The organism is Rathayibacter sp. VKM Ac-2801, from assembly GCF_009834245.1.
Classification (GTDB): Bacteria; Actinomycetota; Actinomycetes; order Actinomycetales; family Microbacteriaceae; genus Rathayibacter.
On sequence record NZ_CP047183.1, the window covers coordinates 2,904,581 to 2,929,758 of the forward strand.

Below are 25,178 nucleotides of genomic sequence, written 5' to 3' on the forward strand. Positions count from 1 at the left end.
AGCGGGTGAAGATCGGGATCCTGACCTCCGGCGGCGACTGCCCCGGCCTCAACGCCGTCATCCGCGGTGCCGTCTACAAGGGCATCAAGGTCTACGACCAGGAGTTCGTGGGCTTCCGGAACGGCTGGCGCGGAGTGGTCGACGGCGACCTCCTGCCCCTCGGCAGGTCCGAGATCCAGGGCATCGCCAAGCAGGGCGGCACGATCATCGGCACCAGCCGGACGAACCCCTTCGAGGGCGAGAACGGCGGCCCCGAGAAGATCGCCGAGATGATGGACCGCAACGGCATCGACTCGATCATCGCGATCGGCGGCGAGGGCACCCTGGCGGCCGCCAAGCGCCTCACGGACGCGGGCCTCAAGATCGTCGGCGTCCCGAAGACCATCGACAACGACCTCGGCGCGACCGACTACACCTTCGGCTTCGACACCGCCGTCGGCATCGCGACCGACGCGATGGACCGCCTCCGCACCACCGGCGACTCGCACGGCCGCTGCATGGTCGCCGAGGTCATGGGCCGCCACGTCGGCTGGATCGCCCTGCACTCCGGCATGGCCGCGGGCGCCCACGTGATCCTCATCCCGGAGAAGCGCACCTCCCTCGACCAGATCGTCGAGTGGGTGCAGAGCGCGCAGGACCGCGGCCGCGCCCCGCTCGTCGTGGTCGCCGAGGGCTTCTCGCTCGACACGATGGACGACGCCCACTCCGAGCGCGGCCTGGACGCCTTCGGCCGGCCCCGCCTCGGCGGCATCGGCGAGCTGCTGGCCCCGCTCATCGAGGAGCGCACCGGGATCGAGACCCGCGCCACCACGCTCGGCCACATCCAGCGCGGAGGGACGCCCACCGCGTTCGACCGCGTCCTCGCGACCCGCCTGGGCATGGCCGCGATCGACTCCGTCGTCGCCGAGCACTGGGGCCGCATGGTCGCCCTGCGCGGCACCGACATCTACCACGTGGACTTCGCCGAGGCGCTCGGCACCCTCAAGACGGTGCCCGACGCCCGCTACGAGGAGGCGCGCACCCTCTTCGGGTAGCGGCCCGGGCGAGGGCTGTTCGAGGTCTGTGCGATCTGCAGGCACCTGTGCGATCTGCAGGCACTTGTGCGATCTGCAGGCACCTGTGCGATCTGCAGGCACCTGCGCGATCTGCAGGCACCTGTACGATCTGCAGGCCTGCGGCCGGTGAGAGCGTTATCCGCCGCATGACTCATCGGACGGATGCAGGAACCCCTGCAGATCGCACCTGCACATCGCACCCCGGCCTGCACATCGCAACCGGGCCTGCAGATCGCACCGGGGCCTGCAGGTCGCACCGGAGCGAGCAGCGCGCCGGATCGCAGCCCGCGCTCCGGCGCCGGCGCGTCAGCCCTTCGCGCCGTCCGGCGTCGCCGTGGCGACGATCTGCGCCCGCGCGAGGGTGTGGAAGTGCGCGTTGAAGCCGAGGATCGCCGGCGTCGACTCCGGGTCGAGATCGAGCGACTCGACGTCGAGGGCGTGCACCACGAAGAAGTAGCGGTGCTCGCGGTCCGGCGGCGCCGCTCCGACGAACTGGCGCAGCCGCATCTCGTTGGGCAGCGTCTGCGCGCCCGCCGGGAGCAGCTCGAAGCCGGCGGCTCCGGCTCCCGTGGGCAGTTCGGTCGTGTCGGCCGGGAGGTTGTAGACGGCCCAGTGCCAGAATCCGGAGCCGGTGGGCGCGTCGGGGTCGAACACCGTCACGGCGAAGCTCTTGGTCTCGGCGGGGGCACCCGACCAGCGCAGGTGCGGCGAGACGTCCTCGCCGCCGGAGCCCTCGCCGTAGTGGCGGGCGGACAAGGGCGCGCCGTCGGCGATGTCGTCGCTGTCGAGCGCGAAGCTCGGCACCTCGCCGAGGCGGGCGTAGGGGTCGTAGGTCCAGTCGGACATCCGGTTCTCCGTTCGGGAAGGGCGGGAAGGGCGGGCGGAGGCCCGCTCCCTCAGCCTAGGAACCCGGCGGAGCGCGCCGAAGGGCTTGCGGAGGGGGTCACGACCCGAGATAGCGCCCGGGCCGGTGGTTGAACGCCAGCACCAGGTTGAGCACCACCACGCCCGCCGCCGAGATCAGCACGTTCAGCGGAGGCACCACCAGCAGCGCGGCCGCGACCACGCACGCGTCGAGCGCCATCATCACGTAGCCCGCCCGCCAGCCGAGCCGCTCCTGCGCGATCAGGGCGACGATGCTGAATCCGCCCAGGCTCGACCCGTGCCGGAAGAGGATCAGGAGGCCGATCCCCGCGAGCACGTCGCCCGTGAGGACCCCGTAGACGGGCTCGATCCGCAGCTCGCCGAACGCCGGCGGGTGCAGCCCCGCCAGGACCGAGACGAGCACGATCGAGAACATGGTCCGCAGCGTGAAGCGCCAGCCCTTCTTCCACAGCGAGAGGGCGAGGAACGGCAGGTTGACCGTGACGAGGATCACGCCGAACGGGATGTCGAGCGGGTACCCGAGCAGCAGGGCGAGGCCTGCGGTACCGCCCGTGACCGCCTGGCTCGCGCGCAGCAGGTAGAGGCCGAGCGAGACCACGAACGCACCGGTGACGAGACCGAAGACGTCCTCGAGGCGGGAGTGCGGCACGGGGGCGGAGGCGTCGGGCACCCGACGATGCTGCCATACGCCGTGCCCCGATCCGGACGCCCTCGTAGGATGTGCCGGTGCTGCCGAAGATCCTGCTGTTCTACCGCTTCGTGCCGCTGGCCGACCCCGAGTCCGTTCGGCTGTGGCAGCGGGAGCTGTGCGAGTCGCTGGGGCTGCGCGGACGCCTGCTGATCTCGGAGCACGGGGTGAACGGCACTCTGGGCGGCGGGATGGACGCCCTGAAGCGCTACGTCCGCCGCACCCGCGAGCACTCCGCTTTCCGCGGCCTCGAGGTGAAGTGGAGCGACGGCTCCGGCCTCGACGACGACGGCCGCAGCCTCGACTTCCCCGGGCTCTCGGTGAAGGTGCGCGACGAGATCGTCTCGTTCGGCGCGCCCGACGAGCTGAGGGTGGACGCCGGCGGCGTCGTCGGGACGGCGCCGCGGCTCGACCCGGATCAGCTGGACGCCCTGGTCGCCGAGCGCGACGACGTGGTGCTCTTCGACGGCCGCAACGCCTTCGAGGCCGAGATCGGCCGGTTCGAGGGGGCGGTCGTGCCCGGGGTCGCCAGCACCCGCGAGTTCGTCGAGCAGCTCGACGCCGGCGTCTACGACCATCTCAAGGGCCGGCCGGTCATCACCTACTGCACCGGCGGCATCCGCTGCGAGGTGCTGTCGAGCCTGATGACGGCGCGCGGCTTCGGCGAGGTGTACCAGCTCGACGGAGGCGTCGTCCGCTACGCCGAGGCGCGCCGCGACCGCGGGCTGTGGAAGGGGGCGCTGTACGTCTTCGACGGCCGCGGCTCCGTCTCCTTCTCCCCCGACGCCGAGGTGCTCGGCCGCTGCGCCTCGTGCGCCGCTCCGACGAGTCGGATGCGCAACTGCACCGACCTCTCCTGCCGCGCGCAGCTCGTGGTGTGCGCGGACTGCGAGGCGGCGGCCTGCGCCGCGCACGCGGGCCGTACGCTCGTGCCATGAGCATCGAAGCGCGCGGGCGCATCCTCGTCGACCTCCACACCGCCCCCGAGCTGCTGCAGGTGGTGAACGTGTGGGACGTGATCAGCGCGACCACGATCGCCGCGCTCCCGGAGACGCGGGCGCTCGCGACCGCCAGCCACTCCATCGCGGCGGCGTTCGGCTACGAGGACGGCGAGCGGATCCCGCTGGAGCTGCACCTGGGCATGATCGAGCGCATCGTCGCCGCCGTCGAGGTCCCGGTCTCGGCCGACCTCGAGGCCGGCTACGGCGACGCGGGCGAGACGGTCCGGCGCGCGATCGAGGTCGGCGTCGTGGGCGCGAACCTCGAGGACCAGGCGAAGCCGCTCCCGGAGGCGCTGCGCGCGGTCGAGAAGGCCGTCGCCGCTGCCGAGGAGGAGGCGGTGCCCTTCGCGCTCAACGCCCGCACGGACGTGTTCCTCCGCGCCGGCGACCGCGACCGCGGCGAGGTCCTGGCCGACGCGATCGAGCGCGGCCGCGCGTACCTCGACGCCGGCGCCACCTGCTTCTTCGTCCCCGGGCTGCTGCAGGACGCCGAGCTGGAGTCCCTCGTCGCCGCCCTCGGGCGGCAGCGCGTCAGCGTCATCGGCGTCCCCGGATCGCAGTCCCCCGCCCGCTTCGAGGAGCTCGGGCTGGCCCGCGTCTCCTACGGCCCGTGGACGCAGCGCGTCGCCCTGACGGCGCTCCAGGACGCGGCCTCCGCCCTCTACTCCGGCGGATCCCTCCCCGAGGGCACCCGGCCCCTGAACTGACCGCCCGGCCGCGGGCCCGCGGGCGTAGCGTGGGCCCATGTACCGAGCCATCGTCGTCGAGCGGCACTCCGACTCCGACACCGACACCCCCAACCGAGCCCGCCTCCTCGAGCGCGACGACCCCGACCGCTCGCACGGCGACGTGACGATCGCCGTCGAGTACTCGAGCGTCAACTACAAGGACGCCCTGGCGCTCGCGGGGAGGCCCGGCATCGTGCGCCGCACCCCGCTCGTGGCCGGCATCGACCTGGTCGGCACCGTGGAGTACGCCGACGGCGAGGCGGGCGAGCGCTTCGACTCCGGCGACCGCGTGGTGCTCACCGGCGCCGGCCTCGGCGAGCGCCACGACGGCGGGCTCGCCGAGCGGGCCCGTGTCGACTCCGCGTCGCTGCTCCGGCTGCCCGGCGCGATCTCGGCGGCCCGCGCGGGAGCGATCGGCACCGCGGGCTTCACGGCGATGCTGGCCGTGCTGGCGCTCGAGCGGCACGGCGTGCGGCCGGGCAGCGGTCCCGTCCTGGTGACGGGGGCCTCGGGAGGCGTGGGGTCGCTCGCCGTCGCGCTCCTGGCGCGCCTGGGTCACGAGGTCGTCGCCTCGACCGGCCGGCTCGGCGAGCACGGCGCGCTGCTCCAGCGCCTCGGCGCCTCCGACGTCGTCGACCGCGCCGAGCTGCAGGAGGGCGGCAAGCCGCTGCAGTCCGAGCGCTGGGCGGGAGCGGTGGACTCCGCCGGCTCGCACACGCTCGCGAACGCCCTCGCGCAGACGCGCTGGGGCGGGACGGTGGCGGCGTGCGGTCTCGCGCAGGGGCCGGATCTGCCGGTGAGCGTGATGCCGTTCATCCTGCGCGGAGTGACGCTGGCCGGCATCAACTCGGTGGAGGCGCCGCGCAAGCTCCGCGAGGAGGCCTGGCGCCGCCTCGCCCACGACCTCGACCTGGAGCTGCTCGACGAGCTGACGACGACGGTGCCGCTCGGCGGGGCGCTCGACGCGGCCGAGGACCTGCTCGCCGGCCGCTCGCACGGTCGGACGCTGGTGGACGTCCGCGCCTGACGGCACGGCGCCGGCGGAGAGCGCCTGCCCACCACGAGCATGGAGGAGGAGGCGCCCCTGTCCGGCGCTGTGCAAGGGGGGCCGTGCTGCAGAGGGCTGATCGGCGGTTGCCCGTACGGCGGTGCGCTACTCCGCGGCCTCGGTGGCGCCGCTCGGCTCGGCCGACGCGTGGCCGACGGAGGAGTCGGGGCGCGCCGCGCGGGGCTTCGCCGGCGTGCGGGGCTTCGGCGCGGGCTTCGCGGCCGGAACCGGCTTCGCGGAGGCGGGCTCGGCCGGCTCCGACCCGGCGGGCTCCGGCTCGGCGGGCTCCGGCACGGCGGGCTTCGATGCCGCGGACTTCGATGCCGCGGACTTCGATGCCGCGGCCTTCGCCGGAGCCGCGGAGCCGGCGGGCTCGGAGGCGGTGTCGTCCGCGGGCGCGGAACCCTCGGACTCGACCGGCGTGCTCGCCTTGGTCCGAGTACTCGTCGTCGGGGTGGCCTTCGCAGTCTCCGGAGCGGCCTCCGATGCGGACGCCGTCGGCGCCGCGACGCTCTCCGCGGGGGCCTCCACCGCCCCCTTCCCAGCCGCGGCGGTGGCCGCGCTCCCGCCGCTCGCCCCCTCCTGGCCCTCGACCACCGTCGTCGGACCCGCCGCCTCCGCGGCTGCGGCCTCCGCCGCCGTCGCCTTCTTCTTCGCGCGCTTCTCCGCGGCGGCCGCCTGGGCCCGCTCCGCCTGCTCGGCGACCTCGGGGACGATCACGAGGTCGTCGGTCTCGATCACCGGGATCGCCGCGGTCGTCGTCCCCAGCTGGAGGGCCGCGATCAGCTCGGGCGCGTGCTTGGTGCTCACGATCAGGCGGGAGTAGTCCTCGTCGACCAGGTCGATCACGACGGCCGAGGCGGTGCGCTTGATCAGCAGGAAGTCCTTGCCGCCGTGGAACTTCCAGGTCCCGGCCGCGAGCGTGAGCGGGACCGCGGTGCCGGGCGCGCGGATGCCCCGGACCCAGATCCAGGGGTCCTCGGTGACCGTCGCCGAGCGGATGCTCGACCGGTCGACGACGACGTCGCTGCGGTGGAACGCGAGCAGTCGCTCGGCAGCGGTGAGGCGGAGTTCGAGGCGGTCGGGGAGCACGGTCACGACGGGCATGCCCCTAGTCTGCCCCGCCGCCCGCCGCCGGGTCAGCGCCGGATCGCACAACGATGCCCCACCGCGCGCCCGGGTGGCAGCATGGACGGATGCCGATGGATCCGGACGAGGCGCGCCTCCTCGATGCGCTGCTGGCCGAGCGGCAGGCCGAGACGCGGGACGAGACGGCCCGCCTCGAGGCCTCACTGGCCGAGCTCCTGCGCGACCGCGCCGACGGCACCGCCGACGACGAGCACGACCCCGAGGGCACGCCGCTCTCGGCCGAGTGGTCGCGGATGGCCGGAGTCCGCGACGCTCTCGCCCGCACGGCGCGCGAGCTCGGCGCCGCTCGCGCCCGCCTCGGCACCGGCGGCTACGGGGACTGCGCCTCGTGCGGCCGCCCGATCGGAGCCGCCCGCCTCGCCGCCCGGCCCACGGCCGAGCTCTGCATCGACTGCGCCCGGCTGGCGGAGTCGCGCCTCCGCTGACGCCCCGCGAGGCGACCCTGCGGCACGCCCTCCGCCTGAAGGCCCCCACAGATCCCGGCGTGCGGAAACCCGGTTTCTCCTGCGAGCATTCACATCCGGTCGCGTCCCTCGAACAGGTCTGACGGACCACTCCCTCCCCCCCCTGCTCGAAAGGCACTCCTGCGATGACCGAGACGTCGACCGCCCGATCGACCGGCGCCCCTCCCGCCCCCGACAAGCGCGCCTGGCGCTCGCTGATCGTCCTGCTCGCGGGCATGTTCATCGCCCTGCTCGACACGACCATCGTGAACGTGGCGCTGCCCACCATCCGCACGACGCTCGACGCCTCCGAGTCGACGCTCTCCTGGATCATCTCCGGCTACGCCCTCGCGTTCGGCCTCGCCCTCATCCCCGCCGGCCGCCTCGGCGACCGGTTCGGGCACAAGTGGGTCTTCGTCAGCGGCATCGCCCTCTTCACCGTCGCCAGCTTCGCGTGCGGACTGGCCGCGGACGACACTCAGCTCGTCATCGCCCGCATCGTCCAGGGCCTCGCGGGCGGCATCTTCGTCCCGGCGGTCAACGCGTACATCCAGCTCCTCTTCCGCGGCCCCTCGCGCGGCAAGGCCTTCGCGGTGATGGGCGCGGTCCTCGGCGTCTCGTCGGCGCTCGGCCCCATCATCGGCGGCCTCATCATCCAGGCCTTCGGCGACGAGAACGGCTGGCGTCTGGTCTTCTGGGTGAACCTGCCCATCGGCGTCGCCACCCTGATCGCCGCCGCGGTCCTCCTCCCCGCCCGCCGCGACCTCGAGGCCGGCGACCGCGCCCCGAGCGGAGGCGTCGACTGGCTCGGGCTCGTGCTCGTCTCCGGCGGCCTCGTCGCCCTGCTGGTTCCGCTCATCCAGGGCGAGGACGAGGGCTGGCCGCTGTGGACCTTCCTCTCGATCGCCGGCGGAGTCCTGCTGCTCGCCGCGTTCGGCGCCTGGGAGGTCCTCCACGTCCGCCGCGGCCGCGCTCCGCTGGTGCCGCCGTCGCTGTTCCGCCACCCGGCCTTCACCGGAGGCGTGATCCTCGCGCTGGTCTACTTCGCCGCTTTCACGAGCATCTTCTTCACCATCTCGCTGCTCTGGCAGTCGGGCCTCGGCCACACCGCGCTCGAGTCGGGCCTGGTCTCGATCCCCTTCGCGATCGGCAGCATCATCAGCTCCTCGCAGAGCAACCGGATGACCGCGCGCCTGGGCCGCAACGTCCTGGTGATGGGCAGCGGACTGCTCGCCATCGGGCTCGGCTGGGTGTGGCTGGTGCTGCTGACCGCGACCCCGGACTCGATCAGCAACTGGCAGCTCCTGCCGCCGCTGCTGATCGCGGGCCTGGGCAACGGCTTCTTCATCGCCCCGAACGTGCAGTTCATCGTCTCGACCGTCGACCCGCAGGACGCGGGCGCGGCGAGCGGCGTGATCTCGGCGATCCAGCGCATCGGCTCGGCCGTGGGCATCGCGGTCATCGGCAGCGTGCTGTTCGGGAGCCTCGTCATCACGGGTCCGGACACGGTCGCCTCGGGCTTCCTCGACGCCGCGGCTCCCGCGATGCTCCTCAGCACCCTGATGGCGGTCGCCGCCTTCGCGCTGGTGTTCGTGCTGCCGAAGTCGGTCTCGCGCCGGGGCTGAGGACCCCTGCCCGGTCTCCGCACGCCGGCGGCCGGGCTCACGGGACGTCCGCCGCCCGATGCGGGGAGCGCGTCCCGCCTGATCCCGCCGGGGCCGACGAGCCTAGGCCCGGGCGGCCGCAGCGGCCTTCGCCGCCGCCGGCAGCGCGTCCACGATGCGCCCGATCGCCGCGTCGTCGTGCGCGGCCGAGACGAACCACGCCTCGTACACCGACGGCGGCAGCGAGACGCCCGCGTCGAGCATCGCGTGGAAGAACGCCGGGTAGCGGAACGACTCCTGCGCCTGGACCTCGGCGTAGTCGCGCACCGGCCGGCCCAGGTCCGTGAACATGAAGCTGAAGAGGCTCCCGGCCGTCTGCACCGTGTGCGCGACGCCCTCGGCGGAGAGCGCCGCCGAGACCTCGCGCTGGAGGGTCAGCGCCGTGGCGTCGAGCGAGGCGTAGACCGCGTCGTCGGCCAGCTGCAGCGTCCGGATGCCCGCGGCCACCGCGACCGGGTTCCCGGAGAGGGTGCCCGCCTGGTACACCGGTCCGAGCGGCGCCAGGTGGTCCATGACGTCCGCACGGCCGCCGAGCGCCGCGACCGGCATCCCTCCGCCGATGACCTTGCCGAAGGTGTAGAGGTCGGCCCGGTACGGAGCCTCGGCGCCGCGGTTCTCGAGCCCCCACCAGCCGCCGGCGCTCACCCGGAACCCGGTCAGCACCTCGTCCATGATCAGCAGCGATCCGTTCGCGTGCACGAGCTCGGCGAGGGCCGCGTTGAAGCCCGGGTCCGGAGCGACGACGCCCATGTTGGCGGCCGCGGCCTCGGTGATGACCGCCGCGATGTCGGCGCCGCGCTCGGCCAGGACCGCGCGCACCGCGTCGAGGTCGTTGTACGGCAGCACGATCGTCTGCGCCGCTGTCGCGGCCGTGACGCCGGCGGAGGCGGGGAGCGAGAGGGTCGCGAGACCGGAGCCGGCGTCGGCCAGCAGCCCGTCGGAGTGGCCGTGGTAGTGGCCGGAGAACTTGATGAGCAGGTCGCGGCCGGTGACTCCGCGGGCGAGGCGGATCGCCGTCATCGTCGCCTCGGTGCCGGTGGAGACCAGGCGGAGCTTCTCGATGGGCGAGACTCCCCCGGCGGTGATCCTCGCCTCGACCAGCTCGGCGAGGTCCGTCTCGGCGGGAGTGGACGCGCCGAACGAGAGGCCACGGGCGGCCGCCTGCTGCACCGCCGCGACGACCTCGGGGTGCGCGTGCCCGAGGACCGCGGGGCCCCAGGAGCAGACGAGGTCGACGTACTCGCGCCCGTCCGCGTCCGTGATGTACGGGCCGGCGGCGGAGACCATGAAGCGCGGGGTCCCGCCGACCGAGCGGAACGCTCTGACGGGCGAGTTGACGCCTCCGGGGATCGCGTGCCGGGCACGCTCGTACAGGGTGTCGTTCGCCGAGGTGGTCACCTCTCCAGGGTACGCGCGCCGCCCGGCGCCCTCGCTCCGGAGGAGCGCTTTCGGACGAGATGCCGAGGCTCGCTCCGGGCGAGTGCGCCGGCTACTTCAGCAGGTCGCGGGCGATCTCGACGGCCCAGTAGGTGAGCACGGCGTCGGCGCCCGCCCGGAGGATCCCCGTGACCGACTCGAGGATCGCCGGCTCGCGCGAGATCCAGCCGTTCGCGGCGGCGGCCTCGATCATCGCGTACTCCCCCGACACCTGGTACGCCCAGACCGGGACGTCCGAGACGGAGGCGACGTCCGAGAGCACGTCGAGGTAGCTCATGGCCGGCTTGACCATCACCACGTCGGCGCCCTCCGCGAGGTCGAGGGTCGCCTCGCGCAGGCCCTCGCGGCGGTTCGCCGGGTCCTGCTGATAGGTGCGGCGATCGCCCTCGAGCGTGGACTGGACGGCCTCGCGGAACGGACCGTAGAAGCTGGAGGCGTACTTCGCCGAGTACGCGAGGATCGCGGTGTCCAGGTGCCCGGCGCCGTCGAGAGCGGCGCGGATCGCCCCGACCTGGCCGTCCATCATCCCCGAGAGCCCGAGCAGGTGGGAGCCGGCCTCGGCCTGGGCCAGCGCCATCTCCTCGTAGCGGAGGAGCGTGGCGTCGTTGTCGACCCGCCCGCGGTCGTCGAGCACGCCGCAGTGGCCGTGGTCGGTGAACTCGTCCAGGCACAGGTCGGTCTGCACGACCAGCGCGTCGCCGACCTCCTCCACGACGACCCGCGTCGCGGCGTTGAGCACGCCATCGGGGTCGGTCGCGCCGGAGCCGACCGCGTCGCGCGTCGTGGGCACGCCGAACAGCATCACGCCGCCCAGCCCGGCCTCGGCCGCCTCCGTCACCGCTCCGCGGACGCTGTCCAGCGAGTGGTGCATCACTCCCGGCATCGATCCGATCGACCGTGCCTCGGTGATCCCCTCGGCCACGAAGAGGGGCAGGATCAGCTGCGCCGGGTGGATGCGCGTCTCCTGGACGAGACGGCGGAGTGCGGGGGTCGTGCGGAGGCGGCGCGGGCGGATGGCAGTCATGTCCTCCAGCGTAATCCCGCCCCGCCGAGCGCCTCCCGGGAGCGCGGCGGCGCGCGCCCCGGGCCGGTGACGGCGCTCGGACGCACGACCTCAGCCGAGAGGCGGGTCCCTGCCCTGTGGAGCGAGGGCCACCCCTCCTGGCCGACGTCGCGCCGGGGAGGCGGCTCAGCGGGGAGCGCGCTCCGTGGCGACGGCGGCGACCGCGTCGATGAGGGAGGAGGCCGAGCGCTCGTCGGCGACGACGTCGACGCGCAGGCCGAAGGCGCGGGCGTCCTTCGCGGTCTGCGGGCCGATCGCGGCGACGAGGATCGACTCGGGCACCGGACCGAGCTGCTTCTGGACCTGCTCCGCGACGCTGCCCGAGGTGACGAGGATCGCGTGCACGGCTCCACCGGCGACATCCGCCACGACGCGCTCCTCCACCGGGACGCCGACCGTGCGGTAGGCGACCACCGAGCGCACGTCGTGCCCGATGCGGGTGAGGCCCTCGGTGAGCAGCGGCTTGGCGATCTCGGACCGCAGCGTCAGCACGCGCAGAGGGTGCCGGCCGCCGGTCGCCTCCTCCCACTCGGCCAGGAGGCCGCGGGCGGAGTTGTCCTCCGAGGGGACGAGATCGACGGAGTAGCCGGCGGCGACGAGCGCGGCGGCGGTGGTCTCGCCGACCGCCGCCACCTTGGTGCTCGCGGGCACAGTGGTGCGCAGGAGGGAGAGCACGTCGACGGTGGTGGCGCTCGTGACGGTCATCCAGTCGAAGGCGCCGGCCTCGAGGTCGGCGAGGGCCTGCTCGAGCGCGGGGAAGTCGTCGGTCGGCGCGAAGTTGATCATCGGAGCGACGACGGGCGAGGCTCCCTTGGCGCGGAGAGCGGCGGCGACACCGTCCCCCCACGGGCCTCCGCGGGGGACGAGGATGCGCCACCCCTGCAACGGCTTCTCCCACTGGGAGTAGGCGGCGGGGACGATCACGAAGGGGCTCCCAGGGGTGCGAGTTCGGCGGCACCCGCACCGAGAAGCGCGTCAGCGAGCAGAGAGCCGCAACGGAACGCGGCTTCGACGACGGGCAGTTCGCGACCACCATACTGCGGATCCGCCCGGTGTCGACCACCGCCGACCGAACCGTTATCGACCGGCTCCGCGACCTCCCGTGCGAGGGACGCCCTGCCGTCGACGGCGAAGACCACGCCGTGCAGGACCACGCGGTCCGCCTCGACGAGCGCGGAGGCTCCGATCGGAGCGGCGCACCCGGCCTCGAGGGAGGCGAGGAGCGAGCGCTCGGCCGTGATCGCCGCGCGAGTAGGGACGTGCTCGACCGCGGCGAGAGCGGCGCGCAGCTCCTCCGACGGCTCCTCGTCGCGCACCTCGATGGCCAGCGCTCCCTGGCCGGGGGCGTGCGGGGAGACGTCGAAGCCGAGCACCTCGGTGATCGCGTCGACCCGGCCGAGGCGGCGCAGCCCCGACAGGGCGAGCACGATGGCGTCCAGCGGCGAGTCGCTGCCGGGCAGCACCCGCCGGAGCCGGGTGTCGATGTTGCCGCGGATGTCGACGATCTCGAGGTCCGGACGGGCGGCCAGCAGGGCGGCGCGCCGACGGGGCGAGCCCGTGCCCACGCGGGCGCCGACCGGCAGGGTCGCCAGGGTGAGCCCGTCGCGGGCGCAGAGCGCGTCGCGCGGGTCCTCCCGCTCGGGGACCGCGCCGAGCAGCAGGCCCTCCACCGGAGCGGTGGGCAGGTCCTTCAGCGAGTGCACGATCGCATCGCAGCGCCCGGCGAGCAGCGCGTCGCGCAGGGCGCTGACGAACACGCCGGTGCCGCCGAGGGACGCGAGCGAGCCACGCATGCGGTCGCCGTCCGACTCGATGCGCACCAGCTCCACGGGGACCCCCGCGGCGGCCGACATCAGATCGGCCGTCATCCGGGTCTGCGCCACCGCGAGCGCGCTCGCGCGGGTGCCGACTCTGATGCTCACGACAGACGACTCCTCATCACGGCGCGACTCCCGCCAGGGCGGGCTTGAACCCCGCTCGCACGTTCTCGCAGCAGCCGGGGCGGCAGACGTCGTACCAGGGGCCGAGCGCCGTCATCGAGGGCCGGTCCTCGGTCGGCACGCCGTTGACGCGCTCGAGGACGAGGTCGACCAGGCCGGAGACGTAGACCGGGTCGGTGCCGGGGGTCGCGACGCGGAGCGCGACGAGTCCGTGCTCCTCCGAAGTCTCGAGGGCCTCGTTGTCGAGGTCCCACATGACCTCCATGTGGTCGGACACGAAGCCGAGGGGGACGATCAGGAGCGCACGGCGGCCGCGGGCCGGCAGCTCCGCGATGGCGTCGTTGATGTCCGGCTCGAGCCAGGGCTGGGTGGGCGGGCCGGAGCGCGACTGGTAGACGAGCTGCCACGGCACGTCCTCGTCCGTGGCCGCGGCCATGACGACCTCGGCGACGGCGAGGTGCTGGGCCTCGTAGGCGCCGCCCGGTCCGAACTCGTGCACGTCGACGACGGTGCCGTCGTCGTGGCGCTCGTGGGGTCCGCTGCGCTCGGCGTCGGCCATGGGGATCGAGTGCGTCGAGAACAGCACCTCCACCTCGGTCGTGACGTCGAGGTCGGGCATCCGCTCGCGCAACTGATCGAGACCGTCGTGGACGGCCTTGACGAAGGGCATGACGAAGCCGGGGTGGTCGAAGAACTGGCGCACCTTGTCGATCCGCAGCTCGCCCTCGAGGCCGGTCGCGTCGAGCGCCGCGGCGTAGTCCTCGCGGTACTGCCTGCAGGACGAGAAGGAGGAGTAGGCGCTGGTCGCGATGGCGATCAGGTTCGAGAAGCCGCGCGCCTTCGCCTCCGAGACGGCGTCCTTCATGTAGGGAGCCCAGTTGCGGTTGCCCCAGAGCACGGGGAGGTCGATGCCGCGGTTCGCGAGCTCGGCCTCGAGCGCCGTCTTCAGCGCGCGGTTCTGCGCGTTGATCGGGCTGACGCCGCCGAAGTGGCGGTAGTGGTGGGCGACCTCCTCGAGGCGCTCCTCCGGGATGCCGCGGCCGCGCGTGACGTTGCGGAGGAACGGGATGACGTCGTCCTGGCCCTCGGGCCCGCCGAAGCCGGCGAGGAGGATCGCGTCGTAGGCCACGGGGACCTCGACGTGCTCGGGACCGGACGCCGCCGCGGGGGTGGCCCCGCGGACGAGGATCGGGTCGCTGGTCGTGTCGCTCATCGGAGCACCTCGGCGATCTGGTCGGCGTCGATGCGCCGTCCTGTGTAGAAGGGGACTTCCTCGCGCACGTGGCGGCGGGCCTCGGTGGCGCGCAGGTCGCGCATGAGGTCGACGAGGTTGACGAGCTCCTCGTCCTCGAGGGCGAGGATCCACTCGTAGTCGCCGAGCGAGAACGAGGCGACCGTGTTGGTCAGGACGGAACGGAACCGCGAGCCCTGGCGCCCGTGCTGGGCGAGCATCGCGCGGCGCTCCTCCTCGGGGAGGATGTACCACTCGTAGGAGCGGACGAAGGGGTAGACCGTGAGCCAGCGGGCCGGCGCCTTCCCGCGCATGTAGGCGGGGAGGTGGTTCGAGCTGAACTCGGCGTCGCGATGCACGCCCATCGCGTTCCACGTCGGCAGGAGGCCGACCAGCAGCTCCGTGCGGCGCAGCTCGCGGTAGGCCCGCTGCAGCTCCTCGGGCGCCGGACCCGTCAGCCACAGCATGATGTCGGCGTCGGCGCGCAGGGCCGAGACGTCGTAGGTGCCGCGGACGGTGACGCCCTCGCCCTCGAGCTGGGCGACGAGGTGCTCGTACTGCTCCACCGCGGGGTCCACGGCATCGCTGGAGAGGCTGAACGGACGTGCGGGATCCCTGCGGAGAACCGCCCAGAGCGTGTATCCCAGGGCCTGATCGGAGTGATCCTGATCGGCGGGGGGCTGCGGCGCCGGAGCGGCGGCGCTCGTGTCGGGGGCGGACTGAACGGGACCCGCCGTGCCGGCGGTCTGATCGGTCATTGATCCATCATCCCTCCGCTCGTGCCGATGCACAAAAGCGGCGGGGGCTCTGGCGCCGGAGGGCCCGGGACGCTAGCGCCCCGAGCCCTCCGGCGCTCAGTCCTCGATGATCTGCCTGGCGACGCCCCAGACGACGAGGCCCACGGCGGCGGCGGCCCCGACCGCTCCGGCGATCAGCGCGGAGGGGTTCTGACGGCGCACGACCTGGAGCTTGCGCTCGATCGTCCGCTGGGCCGTGCGCACCTTACGCGGCACGTTGACCTTGTACTCGATGGCGTCGAGGGTCGCGGCGAGCTCGGAGCGGGCGCGCTCGATGTCGGCCTTCAGCTGGCCGGGCTTCAGCTCCGCCGGGTCGACGAAGCGGGGCGTGGTGCTGCTGACGGATCGCTCAGTTGTCATAGCTGCCCACTCCCTTGAACGCCTGGACGTCCTTCTTGATGCTGTCGATCGAGTCCTGCGGCACCGGCGGCACGGCCTTCTTGATGGTGCGCACGCCGATGAGGGCGAGGATCACGGCCACCAGGAGGAAGAAGACGGTCACGATCAGCGCCGACAGCCAGGCCGGCAGCCAGGAGGCGATGCCGATGATCGCGAAGGCGACCAGCGTCGCCCAGGCGGTCAGGAGGAGGAAGGCCGCGACCGCGAACAGGCCGACGGCCAGACCCGCGCTCTTCGCCTTGCCCGCCAGCTCGTTCTTCAGCGAGGCGACCTCGGCCTTGACGAGCTCGATCACGAGGCCGGGCAGGTCGCTGACCAGCTCCCCCAGTGATCGTGCGTTCTTGGGATTGCGTTCGTTCACCACGGGAGCTCCTCGAGGGTGGGACGTGCCGGCCGGCGCGTGTCCTGCACGGCCGGAGGGATGAGCACTAGGCCCTGCTGGTGGAGGTGGACGTCGTCGACCCGCCGGAGCCGGCCGATGCCGCGGCCTCGTCGACCTTGGCCGCGGCCTTGCGGGCGGCGGCCGACGCCTCCGCGCCGCTGGCGCCCTGGGCCTTCTTCCCCCCGGAGACCGCCTTGACGACCACCGAGCGCACGACCTCGTACGCCTTGTCCGAGACGCTGCTCAGCTGGGTCTTCGCGGCGCCGCCGACGGCGCCCGCGACGTCCTGCACCGGCTGGGTCCGCCAGAAGCGGCCTGCCGCCGAGGCGATCTGCTCGTACCGCTTGCGGCCGGCGCGTGCTCCCAGCACGTACCCGGCTGCGGCTCCTGCCACGAAAAGAATCTTGCCCTTCACGCCTACTCCTCGTCCTGGGTCGCTCTCGCGATCGTCCACGCGGTCGGTGACCACTCGTGCCGGGGCACGCCGCGCGCTCGCGCGGATGCCTGGGCCTAAGAGTAGCCGTCGGCGTCGCGGGCGTCGCTCGGCAGCCCGACTCCTTGACGCACCAGTCGGCGCCGGATAAGGGCGGCCGTCTCGGCGGCGTGCGGAAGCACCGAGGCGAGGCCCGTGCCCGCGATCCAGGTGCCGGTCACGGCGACTCCCTCGATCGGGGCGAGCGCCTCGCGGAACGCCTCCAGGTGCGCGCGGCGGCCGAGCGCCGCGGCGGGTCGGACGTTGGCCCAGCGCACCCGGGCGGAGTCGACGAGCGACGCAGGATCGAGGTCCAGGCCCAGCAGCGTCGAGGCGTCGAGCAGGGCGATCGCGGCCGCCTCGGCATCGGTGCGCCCCTCGAGCGGCGGGCGCTCGCCCGGCCGCCCGTAGGAGAGGCGCAGCACGTGGCGCCCGGGCGGGAGGGAGGCGGCCAGCCAGTCCCACTTCGCGGTCGCGTGCGTGATCGCCTTGGCCGTGACGTCGGTCGCGGTGGGCGCCACCAGCACGCCGGAGCCGCGGGGGGCGGCGTCCAGGCGGGCGTCGTCGAGGACGAGGGTCACCAGCTCGACGGAGTCGTGGAGGGCCTCGTCGGCGCGCTCCGCGACGGCGGGCGCGAGGCCTGCGAGCAGCGCCCGCGCGTCGCGCTCCGGCGTCGAGACGATCACCGCTCGGGCGCTCAGCGTGCCGTCGGCGAGGGTCAGGACGAAGTCCCCGTCGGAGCCCTCGAGCCGCTGCACGGAGGCGCCGGTGCGGATCTCCCCGGAGAGGTAGTCGATCCGCTGGATCAGCGCGGCGACCAGGCGGTGCATCCCGCCCTCGAGCCCGCGGACCGCGACTCCTGCCGGGAGGTTCGCGCGGAGGGCCGCCACGGCCCGGGCGAGGGAGCCCGCGCGGGTGAGCGCGCCGTTCAGTCCGGGGGCGGCGAGGTCGACGTCGATGTCGTCCGGCCGACTCGAGTAGACGCCCGACACGACCGGCGCGACCAGGTCCTCGAGCACGCGCTCGCCCATCCGGGTGCGCACGAGCTCGGCGAGGGAGTGGGCGCGGCCGATGCGCAGCACCGGCATCAGGGTGTCGAGCCAGGCGCGCCAGGCGCCGCGGCGGCCGATCGCCCGCACCACGTCGGGGGCGAGCGGCGTGCCGGGGATGCCGAGGATGCCCGCCCGGGGCGACGGCACGGAGCGGCCGCCCGAGAGGTGCAGCCACGAGCCGTGCGTCCGCGGCTCGACGATCGACTCGGCGAGCGGCACGCCGTCGAGGGTCAGCGCGGCGAGCGCCCGCTCGACGTGGCCGCCGCGGGTGGCGAAGCTCTCGGCGCCCGCGTCGAGCGCGGCTCCGGCCAGCGCGAGCGGAGAGACGGAGCCGCCGACCCGCTCCCCCGCCTCGAGCACCACCACGCGCAGGCCGATCCGCAGGCACTCCGCGGCGGCGGCGAGCCCCGCCACTCCGCCGCCGACGACCGCGACGTCGTACGGCGCGGCGGCGCGGCGGCGCTCCTCGCTCACGGCCGCCAGGCGTGCACGAACGCGACGAGGCGCGTGAGCACGTCGGGATCGGTCTCGGGCGGCACGCCGTGGCCGAGGTTGAGCACGTGCGCGGGGGCGCTGAGGCCGCGGCGGAGCACGTCGTCGACGTGGGCCTCGAGGACCTCCCACGGCGCGGTCAGCAGCGCCGGATCGACGTTGCCCTGCACCGGCACGAAGCCGCCGAGGCGGTGGTTGGCCTCGTCGAGCGGGATCCGGTAGTCGACGCCCACCACGTCGGCGCCGATGCCGTGCATCGCTCCGAGCAGCTCGCCGGTGCCGACGCCGAAGTGCACGATCGGGACGTTGCGGCGCGTCTCGCCGTGGTCGAAGGCGAGGTCGCGCACGTGGACGAGGGCGCGGGCGGAGGCGGGAGCGACGTGCGTCGTGTAGTCCGAGAGCGAGAGCGCACCGGCCCAGGAGTCGAAGAGCTGCGCGGCGCTGGCCCCGGCGAGCACCTGCGCGCGGAGGAAGCGGCCGGTGACCTCGGCGGTCCACTCCATCAGCTGGGCCCAGGCGGCGGGGTCGGCGTGCATCATCGTCCGCGCGCGCAGGTGGTCCTTGGACGGGCCGCCCTCGACCAGGTAGGCGGCCAGGGTGAAGGGAGCGCCGGCGAAGCCGATGAGCGGGGTGTCGCCCAGACCTGCGACGGTGCGGCGCACGCCCTCGCGGATGGGCTCGAGCGTCTCGTCGAGCACGGACGGGTCGATCGAGGCGAGCTCGGCGACGTCGGCGGCCGTGCGCACCGGCTTCTCGAGCACCGGACCGCGCCCCGGCACGATGTCCACGCCGACGCCCGCGAGCCGCAGCGGGATCACGATGTCGCTGAAGAAGATGGCCGCGTCCACTCCGTGGCGCCGCACCGGCTGCAGGGTGATCTCGCTCGCCAGCGCCGGGTCGAGGCAGGCGTCGAGCATCTTCGTGTCGGTGCGCAGGGCCCGGTACTCCGGGAGGCTGCGGCCGGCCTGGCGCATGAACCAGACGGGCGTCCTCTCGCCCCGCTCGGAGCGGTAGGCGCGCAGGAGCAGCGAGTCGGCCGTGCGGCCGGCGGAGAGGGGGTGCAGCGGATCGAGCAGGCCGTCGGTGGGGGAGGTCACCGCGGCATTATTCCAGGCGCATCCGTGCATTCCTCCCCAGTCCGGGGACCCCGCCCCGCGGAGCGCGCGTAGACTGACGTGGTGCTTCTGTGTCTGACGGCGTCGCACAAGAACGCCAGCTTCGATCTCCTCGAGAAGCTCTCCGTCGACTCCTCCGCCGTGACCGCGGCCCTCTCCGAGGGGATCGACTTCGTCTCCGGAGCCGTCGTCGTCGCGACCTGCAACCGCTTCGAGGCCTACCTCGACATCGAGGAGCCGCTGACCGCCGCGCAGGCCGTCGCCGTCGAGGCCGCCACCGCCGCCGTCAGCGCCGCGACCGGCGTCGAGCAGGACGAGCTGCGCGGGAGCGTCGACGTCGTCTCGGGCGACCGGGTGGCCGAGCACCTCTTCGCCGTCTCCAGCGGGCTCGAGTCCGTCGTGGTCGGCGAGGGCGAGATCGCGGGCCAGGTGCGCCGCTCCCTCGAGGAGGCGCGCCGCCTCGGCACCACCTCCTCCGAGCTCGAGCGCCTGTTCCAGCGCGCCTCGCAGACCTCGCGCGGCATCAAGAACCGCACCGGCCTCGGCAGCGCCGGCCGCTCGATCGTGCGCCTCGCACTCGACCTGGCCGCGAGCCGGGTCACCGACTGGCGCGCCGCCCGCGTCCTCCTCGTCGGCACCGGCAGCTACGCGCGGGCGACCGTCGCCGCCCTGCGCGACCGCGGAGTGGTCGACATCGCCGTGCACTCCCCCTCCGGCCGCGCCGAGGGCTTCGCCGCCCGCCGCTCGCTCCGGGCCATCGCCGCAGCCGATCTCGCGCTCGAGGCGGTCTCGGCCGACATCGTCATCACCTGCACCACGACCCAGGAGCCGGTGCTCGACGCCGCCCTGCTCGCCGCCGGGCGCCTCCGGGGCTTCTCCCGCGAGCGCCAGCTCGTGATCGACCTGGGCCTGCCGCGCAACGTCGCCTCCGACGTCACCTCGGTCGCCGGCGTCGAGCTCCTCGACCTCGAGACGATCAGCCTGCACGCTCCGCTCGACGTGCTCGACGCGTCGCAGCAGGCGCGCGCGCTCGTCGACAAGGCGGCCCGGAAGTTCTCCGACGTCGCCGACGAGAAGAGTCTCACCCCGGCCGTCGTCGCCCTCCGCGCCCATGTGTTCGACGCGCTGGACGCCGAGATCGAGCGGGCCCGCTCGCGCGGCGACGAGGACGGCCGCACCGAGCAGGCGCTCCGCCACCTCGCGGGCGTCCTGCTGCACACCCCGAGCGTCCGCGCCCGCGACTACGCGCGCGCCGGAGCCCAGGAGGCGTACCTCACGGGACTCGAGGCGCTCTTCGGCATCGAGGTCCCGGCCGAGCCCGCCGCCGCCGCGCGTCCCGACGCGGACGCCGCCACCGCGTGAGCCTCCGGCTCCCCTTCGACGCGGAGCCGCTGCGCGCCGCGCCGCTGCTCACCGAGCGCCTGCTTCTGCGCCCCCTCGGGCCGGAGGACGCCGAGGACCACGCGCGCTATCAGGGCGACGCCGACGCCGTGCGGTTCCTCCGCTGGCCCGTGCGCACCCCCGAGGAGTCGCGGGCGCACCTGCAGCGCCGCCTCCCCTCGACACGGCTCGCCGCCGACGGCGACGTGGCCGTGCTGGCGATCGTCCCCCGCGAGGGCGCCCTCGCCGGTCGGATGATCGGCGACCTCACGCTCATCGCATCGTCCGTCGAGCAGGAGGCGGTCGAGATCGGCTGGGTGCTGCACCCGGAGGCTCAGCGGCGCGGCTACGCGACCGAGGCCGCCCGAGCACTGCTCGACCTCGCGTTCGGCACCCTCGGCGCCCACCGCGTGATCGCGCAGCTCGACGCCCGGAACACCGCCTCCGCCCGCCTCTGCGAGCGCCTCGGGATGCGCCTCGAGGCGCACCACCGGGAGGACGAGTTCTGCAAGGGCGAGTGGACCTCGACCCTCGTCTTCGCCCTGCTCGCCCGCGAGCGCTGACCGGACGGCCTGCACGCGCGCGCCGGCGGACGCCGCCGGCCGAGGCGGTCGGCGGCGTCCCGCGAAGGGCGTCAGGCCCCGCGGAGCCCGGTGAACAGGTACGACTCGAGCTGCGCGAGCGGGATGCGCTCCTGCTTCATCGTGTCGCGGTCGCGGACGGTCACGGCGTCGTCCTCGAGCGAGTCGAAGTCGACCGTCACGCAGTACGGGGTGCCGATCTCGTCCTGGCGGCGGTAGCGGCGGCCGATCGCGCCGGAGTCGTCGAAGTCGACGTTCCAGAGCTGGCGCAGCTGGTCGGCGACGCGGCGCGCGAGCGGAGAGAGGGCCTCGTTGCGCGAGAGCGGCAGCACGGCGACCTTCACCGGCGCCAGGCGCGGGTCGAGGTGCAGGACGGTGCGCGTCTCGACCTTGCCCTTGGCGTTCGGCGGCAGCTCCTGCTCCTCGTAGGCGTCGACGAGGAACGCCATGAGCGCGCGGGTGAGACCGAACGACGGCTCGATCACGAAGGGCACGTAGCGCTCGTTCTTGTTCTGGTCGAAGAACGAGAGGTCCTTGCCCGAGTGCTCGATGTGCGTCTTGAGGTCGTAGTCGGTGCGGTTCGCGACTCCCATCAGCTCGCCCCACTCGCCCGAGGCGAAGCTGAAGCGGTACTCGATGTCGACGGTGCGCTTGGAGTAGTGGGAGAGCTTGTCCTTCGGGTGCTCGTACTGGCGGATGTTCTCGGGGTTCATCCCGAGCCCGACGAACCAGTCCCAGGCGAGCTGCATCCAGGTCTCCTGCCACTCCTCGTCCGTGCCGGGCTCGACGAAGAACTCGAGCTCCATCTGCTCGAACTCGCGGGTGCGGAAGATGAAGTTCCCGGGAGTGATCTCGTTGCGGAACGCCTTGCCGATCTGGCCGATGCCGAAGGGCGGCTTGCGGCGGGCGCTCTGCAGCACGTTCGCGAAGTTGGTGAAGATGCCCTGGGCGGTCTCGGGACGCAGGTAGTGCAGCCCCGACTCGTCGTCGACGACGCCGAGGTAGGTCTTCATCAGGCCCGAGAACTGCTTGATCTCGGTCCACTGGCCGACCTTGTCGGGGTGCTCCGGGTCCGGGATGTCGGCGAGGCCGTTCACCGGCGGGTGGCCGTTGACCTCCTCGTACTTCTCGAAGAGGTGGTCGGCGCGGTAGCGCTTGTGGGTGATCAGCGACTCGGTCAGCGGGTCCGAGAAGACGCCGACGTGTCCCGAGGCGTGCCAGATCGCCGTGGGCAGGATGACCGCGGAGTCCAGGCCGACGACGTCGCCCCGGCCCTGCACGAAGGTCTTCCACCACTGGCGCTTGATGTTCTCCTTGAACTCCACGCCGAGCGGCCCGTAGTCCCACGCGGAGCGGGTGCCCCCGTAGATCTCACCCGAGGGGAAGACGAATCCCCTGTGCTGCGCGAGGGTGATGACTTTGTCGAGGGTGGTGGGTTCTGCCACGGGTTGCTCCTCAGCTGTTCGGGCGCACGGGGCCCCGGCGCGCGCCGGCTGCGCGCGTCCTTCTGGTGTGCCCCCATGGTAGCCGCGGGGGCGCCGCGCCGGTCGGCCCGCGGCGGGCATGATGAGCGGATGAGCACCCTCCCGCCGATCGTCGTGTCCGCGGTCGCCGTCCTCCGCGACCGCCGCGTCCTGATGGTCACGGCGCGCGGCCGCGAGGTCCTCTACTTCCCCGGCGGCAAGGTCGACGAGGGCGAGAGCGGGATCGAGGCGGCGGCCCGCGAGGCCCGCGAGGAGCTCGGCGCCGTCGCGCTCGGCCTCGAGCCCCTGTTCACCGTCCGCACCCAGGCGCACGGCGAGCCGGAGGGGCGGGAGGTGCACATGAGCGTCTTCGCCGCCGAGCTCGACCGGGAGGCGCGCCCGAGCGGCGAGATCGACTCGCTGCACTGGGTCGACGGGTCCGATGAGGGCCGCTGCGCGCCGGCCGGGGTCGAGACCCTGCGGCTGCTGCGCGCTCTCGATCTCGTCGACTGACCCTCCGGCGCCGGGCGGGCCGCGGGGCGGCTAGCCTCGTGGCGTGGAGACGAGACGGCGTGCACGGGACCGGTCGAGCGCGGAGGAGCCGGCCCGGCTCGAGCCGGTGCGGCTGGAGGCGGCCGTGCCGATCCTGCGGATCTTCTCGGTCGCCAAGGCGGGCGAGTTCTACGTCGACTACCTCGGCTTCGAGGTGGACTGGGAGCACCGCGCCGCTCTCGATTCTCCCCTCTACCTCCAGGTGTCGCGCTCGGGGCTGCGCCTGCACCTCAGCGAGCACCACCGCGACGGCAGTCCCGGCGCCGCGGTGCACGTCGCCCTCCGCGGAGTCCGCGAGCTGCACGCCGAGCTCGACGCGAAGGCCTACCCCTACCTCAACCCGCGGATCACCCGCACGCCGTTCGGATTCGCGCTCGACGTGATCGATCCGTTCGGCAACCAGCTGCGCTTCGCGGAGCCGGCCCCGGTGCCGCGCCTGCCCTGAGCGGTGCTCGTCCGGGTGCTTGTACAACCTGAGCGCCGACTGATCAACCGTTCACCGCCCGTCCATGCACTTCGGAGTCCCATCCTTTAGCGTGGCTCCGATGGCTTCACGGGGGACGATCGAGCGGCCGGACACGGCCCGGGCAACGGGACGGCGGCGCCGACCGCGGCCCCGCTTCATGGAGGCCGCGCCGCTGGCGACGGGCCTGCTGGGCTCGATCGCGATCCTCCTCGGCTCCCTCGGCGTGGGCTACCTGCCCGCCGACTCGCCGATCCGCGACTGGCCCCTCGTCGCCTCGATCCGCGCGACGGGTTGGCTCACCGAGTCGAGCGGAGCCCTCGTCGTCGGCGGCGGGATGCTGCTGCTGATCGCGTGGCTCCGCCTGCGCACGGTCGCCCTCGCGGCGGGTCCCGGCTCCGTCCGCACCATCGTGGTGGCGGCCCTCGCCTGGACCGCTCCGCTCCTGGTGACGGTCCCGCTGTTCAGCCACGACATGTTCTCCTACGTGGCGCAGGGGCGCCTGATGACGCAGGGCATCGACCCCTACACGCACGGCGTCGCGACGCTCCCCGGCTGGTTCGACCTCGGCGTCGACCCGCTCTGGGCCGACACGCCCACGCCCTACGGGCCCCTCTACCTCCTGATCGAGCGCACCGCCGTGCAGTTCGCGGGCTACGGCGCGCCCGAGCTCTCGATCGCGATGCTCCGCGCCGTGTCGGTCGCCGGAGTGGCCGTCATGGCCGTCTACGCGCTCCGCCTGGCACGCCTGCGCGGCCTCTCGGTCCCGCTCACCGCCTGGACCATCGTCGCCAACCCGCTCACGCTCGTGCTCTTCGTCGTCGCCGGCCACAACGACTCCGTGATGCTGGCGCTCATCCTCGCGTCGCTCTACTACGCCCAGACGGACCGGCGCGTCGCCGCCGTCGTGCTGATGGCCGGAGCGATCGCGATCAAGCCGATCGCCGTGATCGCGCTCCCCGTGCTCGCGCTGCTGTGGCTGCGCCACGACGCGACGTGGCGCGAGCGCGCCCGCGGCTGGCTCTGGACCGGCGCCGGAGCGCTCGGACTCGTCGTCGCCGTCGGGCTGCTCGCGGGCGTCGGGGTCGGCTGGGTGGCGGCGATGGTCGTGCCCGGCTCGATCCTGCACTGGTACGCGCCGATGTCGTTCGTCACGGTCTCGGTCTCCCGGGCCGTCGAGTTCACCGATCACGACCCCGCCGCGGCGATCGCCGTGGTCAAGATCCTCGCGCTCGGGCTCGCCGGCCTGATCGCCGCGCGCCTCATGCTGTCGCGGCGCTCCATCGATCCGCTCGCCCGCCTCTCCGGTGCGCTGCTCGCGTTCGTGACGGCGTCGACCGCCATCCACCCCTGGTACGCCCTCTGGATCCTGCCGATCGCCGCGCTCGCGCGCCCCTGGAGCCGCTCCCACGTGCACCTGGCGGTCTACGCGTCGATCTTCCTCCTGTGCGTCACGCTCGCCGAGCCCATCGACGGCGGCGGCGGCACGATGGACCAGATCCCGGCGCGGGTCGCGACGATCGCGGCGATCGCCGTGGTCGGGATGTACGTCCTCCTCGGCTACACGGACGAGGAGCGGGTCGAGGGGCTGCCCCTCGTGCGCGCGCTGCCGTTCGGCTCCGTGATCCTCGCCCGCCTCAGCGGCGGCCGCCTGGTCGACGCCCGGATGGCCGCGACGCGCCTGCGCGACTAGCAGGA

At 73.6% G+C, this 25,178-nt stretch carries 26 protein-coding genes; 11 read left to right on the forward strand and 15 right to left on the reverse strand.

Annotated elements, in window-relative coordinates; translation table 11 throughout:
• Nucleotides 1–5 precede the first annotated feature (5 nt).
• Nucleotides 6–1,034, forward strand: a complete 1,029-nt coding sequence (locus tag GSU45_RS13540; RefSeq protein ID WP_159915645.1) for a 6-phosphofructokinase — start codon at nt 6–8, stop codon at nt 1,032–1,034.
• 327 nt (nt 1,035–1,361) lie between these two features.
• Here the strand turns inward: GSU45_RS13540 and GSU45_RS13545 are convergent, their stop codons facing one another.
• Both GSU45_RS13545 and GSU45_RS13550 read right to left on the reverse strand, forming a co-directional pair.
• Nucleotides 1,362–1,901: a YbhB/YbcL family Raf kinase inhibitor-like protein gene (locus tag GSU45_RS13545; RefSeq protein WP_159915646.1), complete on the reverse strand. Its 540-nt coding sequence runs from the start codon at nt 1,899–1,901 to the stop codon at nt 1,362–1,364.
• 97 nt (nt 1,902–1,998) lie between these two features.
• Nucleotides 1,999–2,610: a YitT family protein gene (locus GSU45_RS13550; protein ID WP_159915647.1), complete on the reverse strand. Its 612-nt coding sequence runs from the start codon at nt 2,608–2,610 to the stop codon at nt 1,999–2,001.
• 56 nt (nt 2,611–2,666) lie between these two features.
• On the opposite strand from GSU45_RS13550, the gene GSU45_RS13555 reads away from it, so the two are divergent.
• From GSU45_RS13555 to GSU45_RS13565, 3 genes are read left to right on the forward strand one after another with little or no spacing between them, the layout of a single operon-like run.
• On the forward strand, nt 2,667–3,566 hold the full coding sequence (locus GSU45_RS13555; protein WP_159915648.1) for a rhodanese-related sulfurtransferase: 900 nt from the start codon (nt 2,667–2,669) through the stop codon (nt 3,564–3,566).
• The gene (locus tag GSU45_RS13560) at nt 3,563–4,336 is read left to right on the forward strand and encodes an isocitrate lyase/phosphoenolpyruvate mutase family protein (protein WP_159915649.1); all 774 of its coding nucleotides are present in this window, start codon (nt 3,563–3,565) and stop codon (nt 4,334–4,336) included. Before GSU45_RS13555 ends, GSU45_RS13560 begins: the two co-directional genes overlap by 4 nt.
• Nucleotides 4,337–4,373: 37 nt before the next feature.
• Entirely contained in the window at nt 4,374–5,384 is a 1,011-nt protein-coding gene (locus GSU45_RS13565) for an MDR family oxidoreductase (RefSeq protein ID WP_159915650.1), read from the forward strand.
• A gap of 126 nt (nt 5,385–5,510) precedes the next feature.
• Here the strand turns inward: GSU45_RS13565 and GSU45_RS17290 are convergent, their stop codons facing one another.
• Entirely contained in the window at nt 5,511–6,512 is a 1,002-nt protein-coding gene (locus GSU45_RS17290; protein WP_244248121.1) for a hypothetical protein, read from the reverse strand.
• Nucleotides 6,513–6,601: 89 nt separating this feature from the next.
• Here GSU45_RS17290 and GSU45_RS13575 point away from each other — a divergent pair, with 89 nt between their 5' ends.
• Both GSU45_RS13575 and GSU45_RS13580 read left to right on the forward strand, forming a co-directional pair.
• Entirely contained in the window at nt 6,602–6,979 is a 378-nt protein-coding gene (locus GSU45_RS13575) for a TraR/DksA C4-type zinc finger protein (RefSeq protein WP_244248122.1), read from the forward strand.
• Between the two features lie 164 nt (nt 6,980–7,143).
• The gene (locus tag GSU45_RS13580; protein ID WP_159915651.1) at nt 7,144–8,622 is read left to right on the forward strand and encodes an MFS transporter; all 1,479 of its coding nucleotides are present in this window, start codon (nt 7,144–7,146) and stop codon (nt 8,620–8,622) included.
• Between the two features lie 102 nt (nt 8,623–8,724).
• Here GSU45_RS13580 and hemL read toward each other — a convergent pair whose 3' ends face one another.
• The 11 genes from hemL to hemE all read right to left on the reverse strand — a co-directional run bounded on the left by hemL (nt 8,725) and on the right by hemE (nt 19,053).
• Nucleotides 8,725–10,059: a glutamate-1-semialdehyde 2,1-aminomutase gene (gene hemL, locus GSU45_RS13585; protein ID WP_159915652.1), complete on the reverse strand. Its 1,335-nt coding sequence runs from the start codon at nt 10,057–10,059 to the stop codon at nt 8,725–8,727.
• Nucleotides 10,060–10,150: 91 nt separating this feature from the next.
• Entirely contained in the window at nt 10,151–11,122 is a 972-nt protein-coding gene (gene hemB, locus GSU45_RS13590) for a porphobilinogen synthase (protein ID WP_159915653.1), read from the reverse strand.
• A gap of 165 nt (nt 11,123–11,287) precedes the next feature.
• Nucleotides 11,288–12,082 (reverse strand): uroporphyrinogen-III synthase, encoded by a 795-nt coding sequence (locus tag GSU45_RS13595; protein ID WP_104222950.1) that lies wholly within the window; start codon nt 12,080–12,082, stop codon nt 11,288–11,290.
• Nucleotides 12,082–13,083: a hydroxymethylbilane synthase gene (gene hemC, locus GSU45_RS13600; RefSeq protein WP_159915655.1), complete on the reverse strand. Its 1,002-nt coding sequence runs from the start codon at nt 13,081–13,083 to the stop codon at nt 12,082–12,084. The genes GSU45_RS13595 and hemC overlap by 1 nt, the downstream gene beginning before the upstream one ends.
• A gap of 16 nt (nt 13,084–13,099) precedes the next feature.
• Nucleotides 13,100–14,314 carry a ferrochelatase gene (locus GSU45_RS13605; protein WP_159915657.1) on the reverse strand — a complete coding sequence of 405 codons (1,215 nt, stop codon included), beginning with the start codon at nt 14,312–14,314 and terminating at the stop codon, nt 13,100–13,102.
• Complete coding sequence (gene hemQ, locus GSU45_RS13610; RefSeq protein WP_159915659.1) at nt 14,311–15,090, reverse strand: hydrogen peroxide-dependent heme synthase; 780 nt, start codon at nt 15,088–15,090, stop codon at nt 14,311–14,313. Before hemQ ends, GSU45_RS13605 begins: the two co-directional genes overlap by 4 nt.
• A gap of 96 nt (nt 15,091–15,186) precedes the next feature.
• Nucleotides 15,187–15,489 carry a DUF3618 domain-containing protein gene (locus GSU45_RS13615; RefSeq protein WP_159915661.1) on the reverse strand — a complete coding sequence of 101 codons (303 nt, stop codon included), beginning with the start codon at nt 15,487–15,489 and terminating at the stop codon, nt 15,187–15,189.
• Nucleotides 15,479–15,889: a phage holin family protein gene (locus GSU45_RS13620; RefSeq protein ID WP_244248123.1), complete on the reverse strand. Its 411-nt coding sequence runs from the start codon at nt 15,887–15,889 to the stop codon at nt 15,479–15,481. The genes GSU45_RS13615 and GSU45_RS13620 overlap by 11 nt, the downstream gene beginning before the upstream one ends.
• 67 nt (nt 15,890–15,956) lie before the next feature.
• Nucleotides 15,957–16,325, reverse strand: coding sequence for a hypothetical protein (locus tag GSU45_RS13625; protein WP_159915665.1), 369 nt, complete (start codon nt 16,323–16,325; stop codon nt 15,957–15,959).
• A gap of 95 nt (nt 16,326–16,420) precedes the next feature.
• Nucleotides 16,421–17,908: an FAD-dependent oxidoreductase gene (locus tag GSU45_RS13630; RefSeq protein ID WP_244248124.1), complete on the reverse strand. Its 1,488-nt coding sequence runs from the start codon at nt 17,906–17,908 to the stop codon at nt 16,421–16,423.
• Nucleotides 17,905–19,053, reverse strand: a complete 1,149-nt coding sequence (hemE, locus tag GSU45_RS13635; RefSeq protein WP_104255341.1) for a uroporphyrinogen decarboxylase — start codon at nt 19,051–19,053, stop codon at nt 17,905–17,907. Before hemE ends, GSU45_RS13630 begins: the two co-directional genes overlap by 4 nt.
• Nucleotides 19,054–19,104: 51 nt before the next feature.
• Between hemE and GSU45_RS13640 the strand changes: the two genes are divergently transcribed.
• Together GSU45_RS13640 and GSU45_RS13645 are read left to right on the forward strand one after the other, a co-directional pair.
• Complete coding sequence (locus GSU45_RS13640) at nt 19,105–20,403, forward strand: glutamyl-tRNA reductase (RefSeq protein ID WP_159915667.1); 1,299 nt, start codon at nt 19,105–19,107, stop codon at nt 20,401–20,403.
• Nucleotides 20,400–20,984, forward strand: coding sequence for a GNAT family protein (locus GSU45_RS13645; RefSeq protein ID WP_244248125.1), 585 nt, complete (start codon nt 20,400–20,402; stop codon nt 20,982–20,984). The genes GSU45_RS13640 and GSU45_RS13645 overlap by 4 nt, the downstream gene beginning before the upstream one ends.
• Nucleotides 20,985–21,055: 71 nt before the next feature.
• On the opposite strand, the gene GSU45_RS13650 is transcribed toward GSU45_RS13645, so the two are convergent.
• Entirely contained in the window at nt 21,056–22,447 is a 1,392-nt protein-coding gene (locus tag GSU45_RS13650) for a glycine--tRNA ligase (protein ID WP_159915669.1), read from the reverse strand.
• Nucleotides 22,448–22,576: 129 nt separating this feature from the next.
• Between GSU45_RS13650 and GSU45_RS13655 the strand changes: the two genes are divergently transcribed.
• The 3 genes from GSU45_RS13655 to mptB all read left to right on the forward strand — a co-directional run bounded on the left by GSU45_RS13655 (nt 22,577) and on the right by mptB (nt 25,173).
• Complete coding sequence (locus GSU45_RS13655) at nt 22,577–22,978, forward strand: NUDIX domain-containing protein (RefSeq protein WP_159915671.1); 402 nt, start codon at nt 22,577–22,579, stop codon at nt 22,976–22,978.
• A gap of 43 nt (nt 22,979–23,021) precedes the next feature.
• A complete protein-coding gene (locus tag GSU45_RS13660; RefSeq protein ID WP_208543436.1) occupies nt 23,022–23,462 on the forward strand; it encodes a glyoxalase superfamily protein in 441 nt (146 codons plus the stop codon).
• A gap of 100 nt (nt 23,463–23,562) precedes the next feature.
• Nucleotides 23,563–25,173 carry a polyprenol phosphomannose-dependent alpha 1,6 mannosyltransferase MptB gene (mptB, locus tag GSU45_RS13665; protein ID WP_159915673.1) on the forward strand — a complete coding sequence of 537 codons (1,611 nt, stop codon included), beginning with the start codon at nt 23,563–23,565 and terminating at the stop codon, nt 25,171–25,173.
• Nucleotides 25,174–25,178 lie beyond the last annotated feature (5 nt).

Bases quoted from the DNA above. Each gene is read 5' to 3' on its own strand.
- GSU45_RS13545 (WP_159915646.1), bottom strand. From the start codon at position 1,901: ATGTCCGACTGGACCTACGACCCCTACGCCCGCCTCGGCGAGGTGCCG.
- GSU45_RS13560 (WP_159915649.1), top strand. From the start codon at position 3,563: ATGAGCATCGAAGCGCGCGGGCGCATCCTCGTCGACCTCCACACCGCC.
- GSU45_RS13565 (WP_159915650.1), top strand. From the start codon at position 4,374: ATGTACCGAGCCATCGTCGTCGAGCGGCACTCCGACTCCGACACCGAC.
- GSU45_RS17290 (WP_244248121.1), bottom strand. From the start codon at position 6,512: ATGCCCGTCGTGACCGTGCTCCCCGACCGCCTCGAACTCCGCCTCACC.
- GSU45_RS13575 (WP_244248122.1), top strand. From the start codon at position 6,602: ATGCCGATGGATCCGGACGAGGCGCGCCTCCTCGATGCGCTGCTGGCC.
- GSU45_RS13580 (WP_159915651.1), top strand. From the start codon at position 7,144: ATGACCGAGACGTCGACCGCCCGATCGACCGGCGCCCCTCCCGCCCCC.
- hemB (WP_159915653.1), bottom strand. From the start codon at position 11,122: ATGACTGCCATCCGCCCGCGCCGCCTCCGCACGACCCCCGCACTCCGC.
- GSU45_RS13605 (WP_159915657.1), bottom strand. From the start codon at position 14,314: ATGAGCGACACGACCAGCGACCCGATCCTCGTCCGCGGGGCCACCCCC.
- hemQ (WP_159915659.1), bottom strand. From the start codon at position 15,090: ATGACCGATCAGACCGCCGGCACGGCGGGTCCCGTTCAGTCCGCCCCC.
- GSU45_RS13615 (WP_159915661.1), bottom strand. From the start codon at position 15,489: ATGACAACTGAGCGATCCGTCAGCAGCACCACGCCCCGCTTCGTCGAC.
- hemE (WP_104255341.1), bottom strand. From the start codon at position 19,053: ATGCACGGATGCGCCTGGAATAATGCCGCGGTGACCTCCCCCACCGAC.
- GSU45_RS13655 (WP_159915671.1), top strand. From the start codon at position 22,577: ATGAGCACCCTCCCGCCGATCGTCGTGTCCGCGGTCGCCGTCCTCCGC.
- mptB (WP_159915673.1), top strand. From the start codon at position 23,563: ATGGCTTCACGGGGGACGATCGAGCGGCCGGACACGGCCCGGGCAACG.